This window comes from Pseudoalteromonas sp. BZA4, from assembly GCF_040104395.1.
GTDB lineage: Bacteria > Pseudomonadota > Gammaproteobacteria > Enterobacterales > Alteromonadaceae > Pseudoalteromonas.
The window spans coordinates 16123-33099 of sequence record NZ_JBECOT010000017.1 but is presented as its reverse complement, the minus strand read 5'-3'; the positions used below and the strand labels follow the sequence as shown (position 1 = coordinate 33099).

Genomic DNA, 16977 nt, shown 5'->3' with positions numbered 1-16977 from the left:
CCAGCACAAGCCTGCGTCACTGATTAAGGTTGTAATGCCTTACGGCGAAAATAAATACCGCCACATTCAGTACAAGGAGTAATTTGCGTAGCATGGTAAACATCGTAACTATGCTGACAATTTTTACATACTAATGTGCCCATGGCTATCCATTCTCCCTCTTGATAAACACCATTGTGTTGAAAATCTTGGTTTAAGGCTTGCCATTCGAGCTGGGTTTTATCTTCAATGTGCGATAACTCATACCAAAGCGATTCTTTAAGCTCTAGCCATGCGAGTGAATCATAGTGACTGTCGTTTTCTTTAATGTGGTCGATATCGCGCTGTAGATAGTCACGATACTGATTGAGCTTTTCTTGCCCTAAGTCTTTAAGTGCTTGCTCTGACTCAACAAATTTTTCCATCGCATCTTTTAGCTCATGATCTTTTACATCTTTGAGCCATGCACTTAAATCGCTAAGCCAAGATTTATAATCTGCCATCGTTTACTCCTTCAAAAATGATGAAAAATCAACCGTTATTCTAGTTGAGTATAGGTTAACCTGCCCTGAAAATATATTTCATTGGAAAATTAACAAAAGCGCCTATTTGCCGCTGTGATTAGCATGTATTTTGGGTTATCCTTATCGACAATTTTTTATTAATTTGCAAGAAGTCTGGAATCGTAGATGCAAGAGCAATATAACCCGCAAGACATTGAGTCAAAAGTACAAGCCTACTGGGAAGAAAACCAAGTATTTAAAGTCACTGAAGATGAGAGCAAAGAAAAGTATTACTGCCTATCTATGTTCCCATACCCAAGCGGCCGACTCCACATGGGTCACGTTCGTAACTACACCATTGGTGACGTAGTATCACGCTTCCAACGCTTGCAAGGCAAAAACGTAATGCAACCTATGGGTTGGGATGCGTTTGGTCTACCTGCTGAAAATGCGGCAATCAAAAACAACACTGCCCCTGCTAAGTGGACTTACGAAAACATCGATTACATGCGCGACCAGTTAAAGCAATTAGGCTTTGGTTATGATTGGGATCGTGAAATCGCAACATGTCACCCAGAATACTACAAGTGGGAACAGTGGTTCTTCACTAAGCTTTACGAAAAAGGCTTAGTATACAAAAAGATGTCAACAGTAAACTGGGATCCAGTTGACCAAACTGTACTTGCTAACGAGCAAGTAATTGATGGTCGTGGTTGGCGTTCAGGTGCCATTGTTGAGCAAAAAGAAATTCCACAATGGTTCATCAAAATCACTGATTACGCACAAGAGCTACTAGACGATTTAGATAAACTTGATCACTGGCCTGAGCAAGTTAAAACCATGCAGCGCAACTGGATTGGTCGCTCTGAAGGTTTAGAAATCGAATTTAAGCGTGCCGATAACGAAGATACATTCAGTGTTTATACAACGCGCCCAGATACCTTTATGGGTGTGACTTACGTGGCAGTTGCTGCCGGTCACCCAATTGCACAAGAAGCCGCTAAAAACAGCGACGCTGTAGCTATGTTTGTTGATGAGTGTAAAAACACGAAAATCGCTGAAGCAGACATGGCAACCATGGACAAAAAAGGCATTGCAACTGGCTTTTATGCGATTCACCCATTAACAGGTAAGCAAGTACCGATTTGGGTTGCTAACTTTGTATTAATGGATTACGGCTCAGGCGCAGTTATGGCTGTTCCTGCACATGACCAACGTGACTACGAGTTCGCATCAGCTTATGGCCTTGAAATTGCTCAAGTTATCGCACCAGCTGCAGGTTCTGAAGAAACGGTTGATTTAGACAACCAAGCTTACACAGAAAAAGGTGTGTTAGTTAACTCGGGTGAGTTCGATGGTCTTGAGTTTGAAGCAGCGTTTAATGCCGTTGCAGACAAACTAGAAGCGCTTGGTGTAGGTGAGCGTAAAGTTAATTTCCGTCTACGTGACTGGGGTGTTAGCCGTCAGCGTTACTGGGGTTCTCCAATTCCAATGCTTAGCGACGAAAATGGTGATGAGCTTGCAGCAACAGAAGACATGCTTCCGGTTCGCTTACCAGAAGACGTAGTAATGAATGGTGTGACTTCACCAATCAAAGCTGATCCTGAGTGGGCTAAAACAACAGTAAATGGCGCGCCTGCATTCCACGAAACAGATACCTTCGATACCTTCATGGAATCGTCTTGGTACTACGCTCGTTACTGTAGCCCACGTTTTGACGAAGGCATGATCGAGCCAGGTGCTGCCAATTACTGGTTACCAGTAAACCAATACATTGGTGGTATTGAGCATGCGATCTTGCACTTACTTTACTCGCGTTTCTTCCACAAATTATTACGTGACTTTGGTTTAGTAAACTCAGATGAGCCATTTGAGCGCTTATTATGTCAAGGCATGGTACTAGCTGATACTTTCTATCGTAAAGATGAGAAAGGCGGTGATATCTGGATTTCACCAACAGACGTACAAACTGAAACAGACGACAAAGGTCGTGTTGTTAAAGCATGGCACAAAGAAGATGGCGAGCCGGTGTTCTCTGCGGGCATGAGCAAAATGTCGAAATCGAAAAACAACGGTATCGACCCACAACAAGTTATTGCCGAGTACGGTGCAGATACAGTTCGTTTATTCATGATGTTTACAGCACCACCAGAGCAAACTCTTGAATGGTCTGATTCAGGTGTTGAAGGTGCAATGCGTTTCTTAAAACGTATTTGGAAATACGCTGTTGATGTAGAAACAGTAGGCTACCAAGCGCTTGATAAATCAGCATTAAACAACGACCAAAAAGTTCTTCGTCGTGAACTTCATAAAGCAATTGCAAAAGTGACTGATGACGTTGAACGTCGTCAAACGTTCAACACTGCAATCGCTGCTATCATGGAAATCTCGAACAAGTTACTAAAGGCACCACTTGCTGATAAACAAGATGTGGCAATTGCTAACGAAGCACTTGAAGCATTACTTATCATGCTTGCGCCTATCACACCGCACATGTGTCACCAGTTATGGCAAGACCTTGGCAAAGAAGGCGACATCTTAGATGCAGCATGGCCAACAGTTGATGAGTCAGCACTTGTTGAAGATGAGAAGCTAATCATTGTACAAGTTAACGGTAAGCTACGTGCTAAGTTAACAGTGCCTGCTGATGCAACCAAAGAGCAAGTTGAAGCATTGGCATTTGCTGAAGAAAACGTGACTAAGTTCACTGAAGGCGCGACTATCCGTAAAGTAATTTACGTACCTGGCAAACTACTTAACGTGGTTGCTAACTAAGATGGCAGCGCTTCAAGCACTGAAAAACGGACTAGCCCTTGCGCTAGTCTGTTTACTGCTGACAAGTTGTGGCTTTCACTTAAAGAAAGCCTCTAACTTGCCTGACGACTTGAAAGTACTCACCCTTGTTGGTGATGATGAAAAGTCAGCCTTATTCGAATTAGTCGAAAAAGAACTGATTGCGAGTAAAGTTGAGCTTAACCAAGTTGGTAAACACCCTGAGTTAAAGATTCACAAAGACCGCTTAGAGCGTCAAATCTTGTCATTATTTGATAATGGTCAGGTTGCTGAATATGAACTTGCCTATAGCGTAAGTTATACCCTCAAGCGCCCTGGACAAAAAGCGATTAATCAAAGCTTTGAATTGTATCGTAACTACCAAGACGACCCAGACAATGCACTTGCAAAAGCAAAAGAGCTTGATTTGCTATTAGGCGAAATTCGTAAGCAAGCGAGTCGTCGTATTGTTCGTGAGTTATCACAACTGTAATGCGTTGTTATGCAAACCAGCTTCCTAGCCAGTTAAAAAAAGGCCTCGCGCCTTTTTACATGGTGTTTGGTGAAGAGCCTTATCAAATTGCTCAGTGCATCATGCAAATTCGTCAAGCAGCTAAACAGCAAGGCTTTGACGAGGTAATCAAATTTACTTTAATGCCGGGTTTTGATTGGCAAGAAATTGTTGCTCAATACCAAAGTATGTCACTGTTTAGCGCTCGTACCCTCATTGAGTTTGATTTAAACGAGCAGAAACCAGGTACGCAAGGCAGTCAAATCTTTAAGCAGCTTGTTGAGCTTGCTAATCCCGATACTATTTTGGTTTTAAAAGGTGCCAAAGCCAGCCAAGATATTCAACGCAGTGCTTGGTTTAAAGCCCTCGATAAGCAAGGCTTATTTGTTCCTTGTTACCCATTAACAGGTAATCACCTGAGCCGCTGGTTAGATGAGCAATGCTATCGTTTAAACTTAAACCTTCACAACAACGCGAAACAAAGCTTAATTGATGCCACTGAAGGAAATTTACTTGCCTGTCATCAAGAGTTAGAAAAGCTATCTTTGCTTTATGGTAGTGAGCTAATTGACCAGCAAGCCGTTATGCAAGGGCTACTGAATCAGTCAAAATTTGATATTTTTGATTTAAGTGATGCTTTGTTAAATGGCCACGCCGAACAAGCGGTTAAAGTAATGACTAAACTGGCTGCTGATAACACTGAAGCCATGAGTATTTTTTGGGCCATCAATAAAGAAGCAGCTAACTTACTGGCTATGCAACACGGGCGCTTGAATGGTGCCAATATGGCTGATTTATACAAAAAGTATAATATTTGGAAAAACCAACAAGCTGTTGTACAACAGGCCTTAAATCGCTTGAACATCCAAGTACTCGAACAAATTACCAAACAATTAGCTCAGTTTGATGCCGCATATAAACAAGGCAACCTTGTAGCCCCCTACCAAGCATTAATGCAAATATGCTTAGTGTTTTGCCAACCTGTGGCGATACCTTTACCTTGCCACCCGGTCTTTGACTAAGAGTAACAATTCATGATTGCTATTTTTGGTGGCACCTTTGATCCAATTCACTTAGGTCATATTAATATGGCCCAGCAGTGTGTTCAGCAGTGCCAACTCGATACCCTTTACTTCATGCCTTGCGCTATTCCTGCTCATAAAGCCAAGCCAGGAATAAGTGATGAGCATCGCATTAATATGCTAAAACTTGCGATTGACGACAATCCGCATTTTGCTATCGATTACCGCGAACTAAACCGAGAAGGTGCGTCTTATTCTTTGCTGAGTTTAGAAGAGCTTCGTGCAGAAAACCCAGCAGCGCCGATTATGTTTTTAATCGGCATGGACTCATTCAATAGCCTAGATAAATGGTTTAAATGGCAAGAGATTGTCAAACTTTGTCATATCGTCGTGTACCAGCGCCCGGGGCAGCACTGCCAAGTATCTGGTGAACTTGCAGCTTATAAAGAGAATGCCGTAACAGAGCAACTTAGCCAGCTACAACAAGCCCCTGCAGGTAAGTTATTCTTTTTAAATGGCTTACAAGTTAATGCCGCCTCAAGCGAAATCAGAAAAAAGCTGCATTTAAATAATGATATAGCGGAACTTTTACCTACCAATGTAAGTCAATACATTGCGCAGCATCATCTTTACCAAACAGATGAATAAATACTGCCTGCGTGATAAAATAACAAATTAAGATTATTTATTTTTGAGAAAACACTTTGGATTCTAAACAACTACTCGCATTTGCCCTTGATAAAGTCGACGATATGAAAGCCCGTGATGTGGTACAGCTGGATGTTCGTGGTAAGTCTGACATTACTGATTACATGTTAGTGTGCTCAGGTAACTCTAAACGCCATGTACAATCGATTGCTGATCATGTTGCTAAAGAAGCACGCCATGCAGGTGAAGAGCCTCTCGGTTACGAAGGCCAAAACGAAGGCGAATGGGTGCTTGTAGACCTAGGTGATGTGGTTGTGCATGTAATGCAAGACCAATCTCGCGACTTCTATGATCTAGAGAAACTTTGGGGCTAACCCTTAGCAAGGACATAGGTAACCATTTTGAAAATACAATTGATTGCTGTTGGCACCAAAATGCCAGCATGGGTTGAAACCGGATTCACAGAATATCAACGTCGCTTCCCACGTGATATGCCCCTTGAGCTAATTGAAATCCCCGCAGGTAAACGTGGTAAAAATGCGGATATCAAACGTATTTTACAACTTGAAGGCGAAAAGACCCTTGCTGCGATCCCTAAAGGCAACCGCATTGTTACGCTAGAGGTGACCGGTAAGCCAATGGATACCCATCAGTTGGCAAAAAGTATGGAAAAGTGGCAGCTTGATGGTCGCGATGTCAGCTTATTGATCGGTGGACCAGAAGGCTTAGCACCTGAGTGTATTGCAGCGTCTGAGCAAAAGTGGTCATTATCAAACCTGACACTACCGCACCCACTAGTACGCATTATTGTTGCAGAAAGCCTATACCGAGGCTGGAGCTTGAATAACAACCACCCTTATCATCGCGAGTAGTAAAGCCAATGCGAAAACACAGACCCACGATTCGAGACCACTCGGCTGAGGCAAACTTATTTGCTCGCCGAGCATTTGTGGGTTTTGTGTTTGTTACACTGTTAATTGGTGTGTTGTTATCTAACCTATACAACATCCAAGTTATCGAACATCAAGACTATCAGACACGCTCGAACGATAACCGCATCAAAGTTATTCCAATTGCCCCTAACCGTGGGCTTATTTACGACAGAAATGGCGTATTACTTGCTGAAAACAAGCCAGTTTATAATTTAGAAGTAATACCCGAGGAAGTTGATAACCTTGAAGAGGCACTGAGCGAAGTTGAAAAAGTTATTGAAATAACTGAGCAACAAAAAGCTGACTTTCTAGATGACATTAAGCACAACCGCCGCTTTAAAAGCCAAGTATTAAAAGCCCGTTTAGACGAAACCGAAGTTGCAAAGTTCTCGGTTAATCAGCATAAGTTTCCTGGCTTTAGTATCGAAGCTCGTTTAGCTCGCTATTACCCTTATGGCGATACCCTTACCCATGCCCTAGGTTATGTTGCCAAACTCAACAAAAAAGAACTCACCAAACTTGAAGCAGAAGACCAAGCTACTAACTACCGTGCAACACACGACATTGGTAAGCTCGGTATCGAAAAGTATTACGAAGAACTCCTTCATGGTGTGGTTGGTTCACAGCGCGTTGAAGTGAATAACCGTGGCCGAGTTATCCGTACTTTAAGCCTCACACCACCTGAGCCTGGTCACGACTTAGTACTTACTTTGGATATTGGCCTGCAACAAATTGCTCAACATGCCTTAAAAGATATGCGTGGTGCCATTGTAGTGCTTGATGCTAAAGATGGCGGCGTTTTAGCACTCTACTCTAATCCAAGTTATGACCCGAATTTATTTGTTCATGGTATCAGCAGCACAGATTACAAAAAGTTGTTAAACCCAGACCGACCGCTAATTAACCGTACCACGCAAGGGCGTTATGCACCTGCCTCTACAGTTAAACCTCATATGTCGATCCTTGCCCTTGAAGAAGGACTGGTAACCGAGCAAACACAAATTTGGGACCCGGGCTTTTTCCAAATTCCTAATGTGGAGCATAAATGGCGAGACTGGAAACGCTGGGGCCATGGTCATGTTGATGTTTATCGTGCTATTGAAGAGTCATGCGATACCTATTTTTACGATGTTGCTTACCGTTTAGGGATCACCAAAATCAGTGACTTTATGACGCAGTTTGGCTTTGGCGAACTCTCTGGAATCGATATTCACGAAGAAACATCTGCCATTATGCCATCGCGAGAATGGAAAGAAGCCCGCTTTAGAGAGTCATGGTGGCGCGGCGACACCATTTCAGTGGGTATCGGCCAAGGTTATTGGACCGCAACACCAATGCAAATAGCTAATGCAACCAACATATTAGTGAACCGCGGGCTCGATCACCCTCCGCACCTTGTACAAGTCGCTAAAAAAGAAAACGAAGTAACGCAAATCAATAATGATGAAAAGCCACCTGTAGTATTAAAAAACCCTCATCATTGGCAAATTGCGCTAGATGCGATGCACAACACCGTACATAAAGTCACAGGCACGGCCCATAAAGCATTTAAAGGGGCGAATTACGACCCAGCTGGTAAAACCGGTACTGCACAGGTTGTGAGTATTGCTCAAGGTGAGCGTTACGACGCAAAATCACTTAAAGAGCGCCAACGTGATAACGCTATCTATGTTGGTTTTGCACCCTATAACGATCCACAAATTGTGGTCTCTGTGGTGGTTGAAAACACCGGTGGTGGTAGTACAGTTGGTGCGCCTATTGCGCGTCAATTAATGGATTACTACTTCTCAGCGAACCCGATTCAAATAGCCCAAAGTGACGCGCCATGATCCCATTAAATAAAAAACGCTCAATTTGGCAGCGCCTACACCTCGATTTACCACTACTTATCGCCCTTATGACGATGATGGTAGCCAGCCTAGCAATTGTTTACAGCGCTAGCGGCCAAGACTCTGCAATGATGATACGCCACGCAACACGTATGTTTGGCGCTATCTTAGGTATGTTTATACTCGCCCAGTTTTCGCCTAACACATTAAAAAGTATGGTTATTCCGCTCTACTGCGTGGGGCTTTTAATGCTGGTTGGGGTGTTGTTATTTGGGGTTAGTTCAAAAGGTGCACAGCGTTGGCTTGACTTAGGAGTGACCCGTTTCCAGCCGTCAGAGTTAATGAAAATAGCCGTGCCAATGATGGTTGCATGGTATATCGGGCGTAACCATTTACCGCCAAGAATCATTCATTTAATTATTGGCTTTGCGATTGTAATGGTGCCAACCATTTTAATTAAAGAGCAACCCGACTTAGGTACCTCTATTCTGATTGCCAGTTCAGGGATATTTGTATTGTTTTTATCTGGGCTAAGTTGGCGTCTTATTGGTTTTTTATCTGCTACTGTTGGTTTGGCAGCATGGCCGTTTTGGCATTACGTGATGCTTGATTATCAAAAACAACGGGTATTGACCTTTTTAGATCCTGAAAGCGATCCGCTTGGCTCGGGTTACCACATTATTCAATCGAAAATTGCGATAGGTTCTGGCGGCGTTGAAGGTAAAGGCTGGCTGCAAGGCACACAATCACAATTAGAGTTTTTACCTGAGCGTCATACCGATTTTATCTTTTCTGTACTGAGCGAAGAGTTTGGCCTGTTTGGGGTTTGTTTATTACTTTGTATGTACTTGTTTATTATTGGTCGTGGCTTATATATTGCGGTCAATGCGCAAGATGCGTTTGGTAAACTGCTTGCCGGCGCATTAACACTGACCTTCTTTGTTTATGTATTTGTGAATATTGGCATGGTTTCGGGCTTACTGCCTGTAGTAGGTGTTCCGTTACCTCTAATAAGCTATGGTGGCACCTCAATGGTGACCTTGATGGCCGGGTTTGGCATTATCATGTCTATCGCTACCGATAAAAGGATGCTTTTAAAATAATGACACAGCGAGTCAATTACTTACTTATAGCGTTATTTTCTGTGCTGCTAGCAGCATGTAGCTCTTCATCTCAGCAAGGCCGTTATGCTATGGAGCATGATGCAGCCCCGCTTCGAAAACCAACCGAACTTGAAATGCAAGATGCCATAGTCACCCCGGTTGTTAAAAGCGCAAGCGCTAGTCGCCCTTACGAAGTCCGTGGTAAACGCTACACGCCGATGTTAGATGAAACTGGCTACTCTGAAGAAGGCATTGCTTCGTGGTATGGTCGAAAGTTTCACAATTATCACACCTCAAACGGCGAGGTGTACGATATGTTTGCGATGACAGCAGCCCATAAAACGCTGCCGCTACCGAGCTTTGCCAGAGTAACAAATTTAGACAACGGAAAATCAGTAATTGTTCGCGTAAACGACCGAGGCCCGTTTCATGATGACCGGATTATCGATTTATCTTATTCTGCGGCCTATAAATTAGGTTATTACCGACAAGGTACAGCCCGTGTTAAGGTTGAGGCTGTTACCCTTACCAATTCTGCCCCTCGTTTAAGCTACATTCAGGTTGCAGCGGGAAGTACTCTTGCTAATGTTGAAGCGCTCGCGTTTCAACTTCGTCAGCAATATCATGTGCCAACAAACATTGTTGAAAAAGATGGAATCTATCGATTACGTCTTGGTCCAATAAAAGATGCCGCAGAAGCACAAGCAGTTTTAGAAAAGCTAAAACAAAACCAATTTCAGAACGCGTTCTTGCTTTACAGTGAGTAAGACCTTTAGAATAGGTCAACGCAACATGTTTAACTTTAACCATTAATGAGTACGATGAAATCTATAAAATATAAAATCTTAAGTGGCGTTTGTGGCCTTGTTTGCACTGCTAGCGTATTTACTGCAACAGCCCAAATTATCCCTGCCCCACCTCAAGTTAATGCGAAAGGTTATTTCTTGGTTGATTTCACCACAGGTAAAGTAATTGCCGAAGGCGAAGCAGATACAAAATTAGCACCGGCTAGTTTAACCAAAATGATGACCAGTTATGTAATTGGTACTGAAATCAAAGCAGGTAATATTGCACCAACTGATATGGTTACAGTCAGTGAAAAAGCCTGGGCAAAGAATTTTCCTGAGTCATCAAAAATGTTTATCGAAGTCGGTAAGCAGATCAGTGTTGATGACTTAAACCACGGTATCATTATTCAATCAGGTAACGATGCCTGTGTAGCAATGGCTGAACACATTGCTGGTAGTGAAAGCGCATTTGCTGATTTAATGAATGCCCACGCTGAAAAGCTTGGCATGACTAACAGCCACTTCGTGAATAGCCATGGTTTAGATACTAACGAACACTTCACGACACCACGTGATATGGCAACCTTAGGTGCTGCACTTATTCGCGATGTACCTGATGAGTACGAAGTATACGCGAAAAAATCATTCACTTTTAACGGCATCAAGCAATACAACCGTAACTCATTGTTATGGGATGAAAGCATGAACGTTGACGGTATTAAAACTGGCCATACATCAGAAGCGGGTTATAGCTTAGTAACTTCTGCAACTAAAGATGACATGCGTTTAATCGCGGTAGTAATGGGCACAGAAAGCGAACGTGCTCGTAAAGTTGAAAGCAAAAAACTATTGAACTACGGTTTCCGCTTTTTCGAAACAATCACGCCATATAAAGCAGGCGACAGCTTTGCTGAGCAACGTATTTGGATGGGTAACAAAGAAAACGTATCGTTAGGTATCTTAGAAGATACACCTATTACTATTCCACGTGGTCAGCGTAAAAACTTAAAAGCGAACTTCGAGCTTGATAAAACATTAGAAGCGCCGCTTGCTAAAGGTACTAAAGTAGGCACGCTATTCTTACAGCTTGAAGGTGAAGAAATTGCACAATATCCACTAGTTACACTAGAAGAAGTGGAAGAAGGCAGCTTCTTTAGCAAGATCTACGATTACCTACGTTTACAAATTCAGTAATCTGGTCATAAAGTTTATAAACGCCTTGCACCGCAAGGCGTTTTTTTTTGTCTGAAAAATGATAGAATGCGCCCCATATCAGTCGCGCTGGGTCGAGTGCGTCGTAATCTAAGTTTGCTTAACGCCAGGAAATGGCAGAGAACACCTCTATTAAGCACACTCACTGTTTGAGGAGTCACCGTCGTGGTTCAACCTGTAAAAAATACTAAGTTTGACGAGTATTTAGATTTCCCATGCCCATTCACATTTAAAATAATGGGCTTAGCTAACGTAAATCTAACAGATCAGATCCTAGAAAAGCTGCAACCAATTGCACCTGGCGATTATGCGCCAAAGGTAAAACCAAGCAGCAAAGGTAATTACGAATCTGTAACGCTTGTAGCAACGGTTACAAGTAAAGAGCACATCGAAGAAATTTATAACGTGATCAGCAACATCGATGACGTACGTCACATGCTATAGGCCGATTACGGAGTAAGTCGTGAGCGAAAGAGAATTAATCGTTCGTCAATTAGGTCGTCAGCGTTACATGCCAATTTGGCAAAAAATGCAATCTTTTACCGACACCCGTGATGAGCACACAGCAGATGAAATTTGGCTTGTAGAGCACGAGCCAGTATTTACGCAAGGCCAAGCAGGCAAAGCTGAGCACTTATTAAATACCGGTGATATCGAAGTGATCCAAGTGGACCGTGGTGGTCAAGTTACCTATCACGGACCAGGCCAACAAATGATGTATGTGCTATTCAACTTACGTCGTTTAAACATTGGTGTAAGGGAGCTAGTAACTTGGCTTGAAGAGTGCATTATTGATACGTTAAAAGACTACGACATTGATGCCTACGCGAAAGCGGATGCACCCGGTGTTTACGTTAACGACAGCAAAGTTGCCTCATTAGGCCTTCGCGTTCGCCGCGGTTGCTCTTTCCACGGTTTAGCACTAAATGTAAGTATGGATCTAAGTCCATTCTTACGTATTAATCCATGCGGCTATGCTGGCATGAACATGGTGCAAACAACCGATCTTAACGGTCCGCAAAACCTCGAGCAAGCAGGTGCAGGGCTTGTAAAACACATGATTAAAAAGCTTAATGCTACTGTGGTTAAGCACACTGAAGGGTTTGAAAACGAATGAATAAACCAGTCAAAATGGAACCAGGCGTAAAACTGCGTGATGCAGAAAAAATGGCACTGATCCCAGTTAAAGTTTTACCGACTGAAAAAAACGAAATGTTGCGTAAGCCAGAGTGGCTAAAAATTCGCTTACCAAAATCAACTGAACGTATTGATGGTATTAAACAAGCGATGCGTAAACATGGTTTACACTCAGTGTGTGAAGAGGCTTCGTGCCCTAACCTATCTGAATGTTTCAACCATGGTACTGCGACTTTCATGATCTTAGGTGCTATTTGTACTCGTCGTTGTCCGTTCTGTGATGTTGCCCATGGCCGTCCATTAAAGCCAGACGCAGCTGAGCCAGAAAAGCTAGCGCTGACTATTAAAGACATGAAGCTAAGCTATGTTGTAATCACGTCAGTAGACCGTGATGATTTACGTGATGGTGGTGCACAGCACTTTGCTGACTGTATTCGTGAAATTCGTAAGCACAACCCAGAAATCACGATTGAAATTCTAGTACCTGATTTCCGTGGTCGTATGGACAGAGCCCTTGATATCTTAATCGAGACGCCGCCAGATGTATTTAACCATAACCTAGAAACAGCACCGCGTTTATACAAATTAGCGCGTCCAGGTGCTGATTATAAGTGGTCACTTGAGTTGTTACGCCGCTTTAAAGAAGCACATCCAGATGTGAAAACTAAATCTGGTTTGATGGTAGGTTTAGGTGAAGAAATTAGCGAAATCGAAGAAGTGTTACGTGACTTACGCGAGCATAACGTTGATATGCTAACTGTAGGTCAATACCTACAACCTTCTAAGCACCACTTACCGGTTAAACGCTATGTGCCGCCAGCAGAGTTTGATGCTTTAAAAGATTATGCAGACGAAATTGGCTTTACACATGCGGCCTGTGGTCCATTTGTTCGCTCAAGCTACCATGCAGACCAACAAGCAGCTGGTAAAGAAGTGAAGTAATACTTTTACAATTATTTAAAAGCCCGCATTAAGCGGGCTTTTTTATGTGCCAAAATATCAGCGCCCATAACGCGCTAAGAACATTTTTACAGTTTCGCTTATTACTTTGTTATCGGAGTCGCCTTCTTGGCGCTCAAAGCCATACAGCAACGGATAAAAGATCAGAGACTTTAACTGATACACAAATTGTTTTGCTGCAAACTCAACATCATCAATCGTTAAAATCTGTGCTTGCACACCTGCTTCTAAAAACGCCACCAGATCTTGCATACAGCCCATGTTATTACTGGCTAATGATTTTGCTAAATCAGGCTGCTGTAACATCTGCATAAAAGCAACTTTCGCTACTTTTAAAAACTCTTCAGAGGTCAAAAGCGCCACTTCTTGCTCAGCAATGCGTGTTAACTGCTGTGCAATTGGCACAGCAGCATCAAATACAACTGCTTGCTCTTGGCGGACTTTTTCAAACATAAACACTAGAATGGCTTGAAACAACACATCTTTATTTTCAAAGTGATTATATACGGTACGCTTTGAGGCACCCGCTAAGCTTGCAACCTGATCCATACTGGTATGCTCAACACCTTGCTGAAAAAACAATGTCTCAGCTGCATTCAAAATATCTAATCGTTTTCTCTGTGATAATTTCATGGACCCCTCCGATAAGGGTTACTAGTGTAACGCAAAAATAAAAAATGCACTAGATAGTTTACTTTTATAGCAAACCATGAAAAACTACACCGTGTAGTTTACTTATGGTGACGATATGAAATTTCTAAAATGGCTCGCAATCGCCACTCTATGCATCGTGATAGGAGTGTTTATTATGAATAATCAATTAGCCGCTGAAGGTGTGAGTGATAACAGCCACTCTGCGCAATTATCTGATGGCAAGTTCCACAATAGTGCTGAGGTAGAAAGACCCAGCTTTAAGAAAACGCTAGGTATCTTCAAACGCTTTATTACAGAAAAGAAAGTTGATGCAGAGCCAAAAGGCAAGCTTCCTATGCACTGTGTTTCTCATGCACAGCTTGAGCGTTTATCTAATGACACAGTGCATTTTGTGAAGTTAGGTCACTCCTCTATTTTAGCGAAAGTGTATGGCGAATACTGGCTATTTGATCCGGTATTTTCAGAGCGCGCTTCGCCTTTTTCATTCATGGGGCCAAAGCGCTTTCAGCCAACACCTATCAACATTAAAGAGCTACCAAACATTGCCAAAGTGTTTATTTCGCACAACCATTATGACCACTTAGATAAAGCAGCAATTAAACAGCTTGTTGATAAAACAGATTCTTTTTATGTGCCATTAGGAGTCGAAAACGACCTGAAAAAATGGGGCGTTGATGAAAAAAAGGTGCATAGTTTTGATTGGTGGCAAGAGCAAAATATGGCAAATAGCCAAATTGTATTTACACCAACCCAGCACTTTTCTGGCCGAGGTTTAACAGACGGCAATAAAACTCTTTGGGGCTCTTGGGCTATTAAAGTAAATGACAAGCGCTTTTATTTTAGCGGTGACTCTGGCTATTTTGCTGGCTTTAAAGAGATTGGTAATCGCTATGGGCCGTTTGATATCACTTTTATTGAAACCGGTGCTTACGACAAAGATTGGGCTGACATTCACATGACACCAGAACAATCAGTGCAAGCTCACCTCGACTTACAAGGTGATGTAATGGTGCCAGTGCATAATGGTACATTCGATCTCGCCTTTCATGCTTGGTATGACCCACTTAAACGTGTCGCTAAAAAAGCAGGACAAGAGCAAGTATCACTGAGTACTCCGCTAGTTGGAGAGGTATTTAAAATTCAAGATACGGCGATTGATAAAACGTGGTGGTAAAATTGGCAGGATGAAAGGTGCATTATTATCCTTTCATCCTGAATAATTAGTTATTTGTAGACTCCTTCTGGACAGCCCCCCTTCGCGTCCCATATAGTGAAACCCTGTGCAATCAACCAGAAAAACTATGACAACTCACCTTAAGTATGCAAGCTTGGCACTTGCAATTGGTATATTCGGATGCTCTGAGCAACCAACAACAAGCACTGATAAACCGAACGCTGAAAGCAATGAAGCCGTAAACATTGCCAATGTACGCTCACATATTAAAACCCTCGCTTCTGATGAATTCTTAGGCCGTGGCCCTTTAACTGAAGGCGAAACGCTCACTATTAACTATTTAGCCGATGAATATAAAAAACTCGGCTTAAGCGGTAGTTTTAATGGCGAGTTTTTACAGCCAGTTACTATGGCAAAACTCACCCCAGATCAAAACATGACCTTACAAGTGGGTGATTTAAGCTTTAATGCTGGCAGTGATTTTACCGCCCGTACCCAACAAATTAACCCTGAAATCAACATCGATGGCTCTGATGTTGTGTTTGTTGGCTATGGTATCAATGCACCTGAATATAATTGGGATGACTTTGCAGATATTGATGTAAAAGACAAAACAATCATTGTGCTTGTTAATGATCCTGGTTTTGCCACCCAAGACGACGCGCTTTTCACCGGTAATGCTATGACCTACTACGGTCGTTGGACTTACAAATATGAAGAAGGTGCTCGCCAAGGTGCAAAAGCGGTATTTATCGTTCACGAAACGGCTCCTGCCGCATACCCTTGGGGCGTTGTAGAAAGCTCGAACACGGGTAGCAAATATACCTTAATCGACCAAGATAAAAATGCTTCTGACATCCCTGTAATGGGTTGGATTGATGAGCAAGCGGCAAATGAAATTTTTGCTCAAGCTGGCCTTGATTATCAAACTGAAAAAGCCAACGCACTAAAAGCTGACTTTAAACCTGTCGACTTAAAAGCGAAAGCAGCGCTGACACTGAAAAGTGATATCTCTCAAGCGCAATCGCATAATGTTGTTGCAACGCTTAAAGGTAGCGAAACTCCTGATGAGTACATTGTAATTGGTGCGCACTGGGACCACTTTGGCACCAAGCAAACTGATGACGGTGTGAAAATCTACAATGGTGCTGTTGATAACGCATCAGGTAGCGCAGCAACGGTTGAAATAGCCCGTATTCTTACTGAAATGCATAAGAAAAAACCATTTAAACGCTCTATTATCTTTGCCAACTTTACGGCTGAAGAAACAGGGCTTATTGGCTCAGAACAATTCGCTACTGGCGAAATTGTACCAACTAAACAAATGGTCGCACTGCTTAATATTGATGGTATGAACGTGCTAGACGGCGTTGACTACATATTACAATACGGTAAAGGCATGTCTGAAATGGAAGACTACCTTGCAGATGCAGCGAAAGCACAAGGTCGTCATGTAAAAATGGACCCGCGTCCTCAAAATGGTTTGTTCTTCCGCTCTGATCACTTCTCTCTAGCTAAGCAAGGCGTTCCTAGCTTACTATTTATGAGTTTAGGTGATACAGATCCTGATTACATCGCGCACAAATATCATAAAGAAGCTGACGACTATTCAGCAGATTGGTCTATGGGTGGTGTTGAGCAAGATATCGAGCTGATCGTTGATATTGCTGCCAAACTTGCTGATAACGGCGATTGGCCTAAGTGGAAAGCCGAGTCTGATTTCAAAGCTCGTCGCTTACAAGACACGCAATAA

The 16977-nt window shown here is 42.6% G+C and carries 17 protein-coding genes; 15 read left to right on the top strand and 2 right to left on the bottom strand.

Annotated features, from left to right (window positions below):
• Positions 1 to 23: 23 nt before the first annotated feature.
• Positions 24 to 482, bottom strand: a complete 459-nt coding sequence (locus ABMY41_RS09340; RefSeq protein ID WP_054551664.1) for a zinc ribbon-containing protein — start codon at positions 480 to 482, stop codon at positions 24 to 26.
• A gap of 186 nt (positions 483 to 668) precedes the next feature.
• Between ABMY41_RS09340 and leuS the strand changes: the two genes are divergently transcribed.
• The 13 genes from leuS (at position 669) to lipA (ending at position 13378) form a co-directional block, all read left to right on the top strand.
• Entirely contained in the window at positions 669 to 3257 is a 2589-nt protein-coding gene (gene leuS, locus ABMY41_RS09335; protein WP_175079005.1) for a leucine--tRNA ligase, read from the top strand.
• A 1-nt stretch (position 3258) separates the two neighbouring features.
• The gene (gene lptE / locus ABMY41_RS09330) at positions 3259 to 3747 is read left to right on the top strand and encodes an LPS assembly lipoprotein LptE (protein WP_054561826.1); all 489 of its coding nucleotides are present in this window, start codon (positions 3259 to 3261) and stop codon (positions 3745 to 3747) included.
• Positions 3747 to 4787, top strand: a complete 1041-nt coding sequence (holA, locus tag ABMY41_RS09325) for a DNA polymerase III subunit delta (RefSeq protein ID WP_062564350.1) — start codon at positions 3747 to 3749, stop codon at positions 4785 to 4787. The genes lptE and holA overlap by 1 nt, the downstream gene beginning before the upstream one ends.
• Positions 4788 to 4799: 12 nt before the next feature.
• Positions 4800 to 5435 carry a nicotinate-nucleotide adenylyltransferase gene (gene nadD, locus ABMY41_RS09320; protein WP_054551668.1) on the top strand — a complete coding sequence of 212 codons (636 nt, stop codon included), beginning with the start codon at positions 4800 to 4802 and terminating at the stop codon, positions 5433 to 5435.
• A 56-nt stretch (positions 5436 to 5491) separates the two neighbouring features.
• Complete coding sequence (rsfS, locus tag ABMY41_RS09315; RefSeq protein ID WP_054561829.1) at positions 5492 to 5809, top strand: ribosome silencing factor; 318 nt, start codon at positions 5492 to 5494, stop codon at positions 5807 to 5809.
• Positions 5810 to 5836: 27 nt separating this feature from the next.
• A complete protein-coding gene (gene rlmH, locus ABMY41_RS09310) occupies positions 5837 to 6307 on the top strand; it encodes a 23S rRNA (pseudouridine(1915)-N(3))-methyltransferase RlmH (RefSeq protein ID WP_036967350.1) in 471 nt (156 codons plus the stop codon).
• 8 nt (positions 6308 to 6315) lie between these two features.
• Entirely contained in the window at positions 6316 to 8196 is a 1881-nt protein-coding gene (mrdA, locus tag ABMY41_RS09305) for a penicillin-binding protein 2 (RefSeq protein WP_054561830.1), read from the top strand.
• Complete coding sequence (gene rodA / locus ABMY41_RS09300) at positions 8193 to 9299, top strand: rod shape-determining protein RodA (RefSeq protein WP_062564348.1); 1107 nt, start codon at positions 8193 to 8195, stop codon at positions 9297 to 9299. Before mrdA ends, rodA begins: the two co-directional genes overlap by 4 nt.
• Positions 9299 to 10066: a septal ring lytic transglycosylase RlpA family protein gene (locus tag ABMY41_RS09295; RefSeq protein ID WP_349274552.1), complete on the top strand. Its 768-nt coding sequence runs from the start codon at positions 9299 to 9301 to the stop codon at positions 10064 to 10066. The genes rodA and ABMY41_RS09295 overlap by 1 nt, the downstream gene beginning before the upstream one ends.
• 54 nt (positions 10067 to 10120) lie before the next feature.
• Positions 10121 to 11281, top strand: coding sequence for a serine hydrolase (locus ABMY41_RS09290; protein WP_138619642.1), 1161 nt, complete (start codon positions 10121 to 10123; stop codon positions 11279 to 11281).
• 183 nt (positions 11282 to 11464) lie between these two features.
• Entirely contained in the window at positions 11465 to 11743 is a 279-nt protein-coding gene (gene ybeD, locus ABMY41_RS09285) for a DUF493 family protein YbeD (protein ID WP_054551674.1), read from the top strand.
• A 19-nt stretch (positions 11744 to 11762) separates the two neighbouring features.
• On the top strand, positions 11763 to 12416 hold the full coding sequence (gene lipB, locus ABMY41_RS09280; RefSeq protein ID WP_082389180.1) for a lipoyl(octanoyl) transferase LipB: 654 nt from the start codon (positions 11763 to 11765) through the stop codon (positions 12414 to 12416).
• Complete coding sequence (gene lipA / locus ABMY41_RS09275) at positions 12413 to 13378, top strand: lipoyl synthase (RefSeq protein WP_054551675.1); 966 nt, start codon at positions 12413 to 12415, stop codon at positions 13376 to 13378. Before lipB ends, lipA begins: the two co-directional genes overlap by 4 nt.
• A gap of 57 nt (positions 13379 to 13435) precedes the next feature.
• On the opposite strand, the gene ABMY41_RS09270 is transcribed toward lipA, so the two are convergent.
• The gene (locus ABMY41_RS09270; RefSeq protein ID WP_349274551.1) at positions 13436 to 14029 is read right to left on the bottom strand and encodes a TetR/AcrR family transcriptional regulator; all 594 of its coding nucleotides are present in this window, start codon (positions 14027 to 14029) and stop codon (positions 13436 to 13438) included.
• Positions 14030 to 14204: 175 nt separating this feature from the next.
• On the opposite strand from ABMY41_RS09270, the gene ABMY41_RS09265 reads away from it, so the two are divergent.
• The gene (locus ABMY41_RS09265; RefSeq protein ID WP_349274550.1) at positions 14205 to 15224 is read left to right on the top strand and encodes an MBL fold metallo-hydrolase; all 1020 of its coding nucleotides are present in this window, start codon (positions 14205 to 14207) and stop codon (positions 15222 to 15224) included.
• Between the two features lie 127 nt (positions 15225 to 15351).
• Positions 15352 to 16977, top strand: coding sequence for a M28 family metallopeptidase (locus ABMY41_RS09260; protein WP_349274549.1), 1626 nt, complete (start codon positions 15352 to 15354; stop codon positions 16975 to 16977).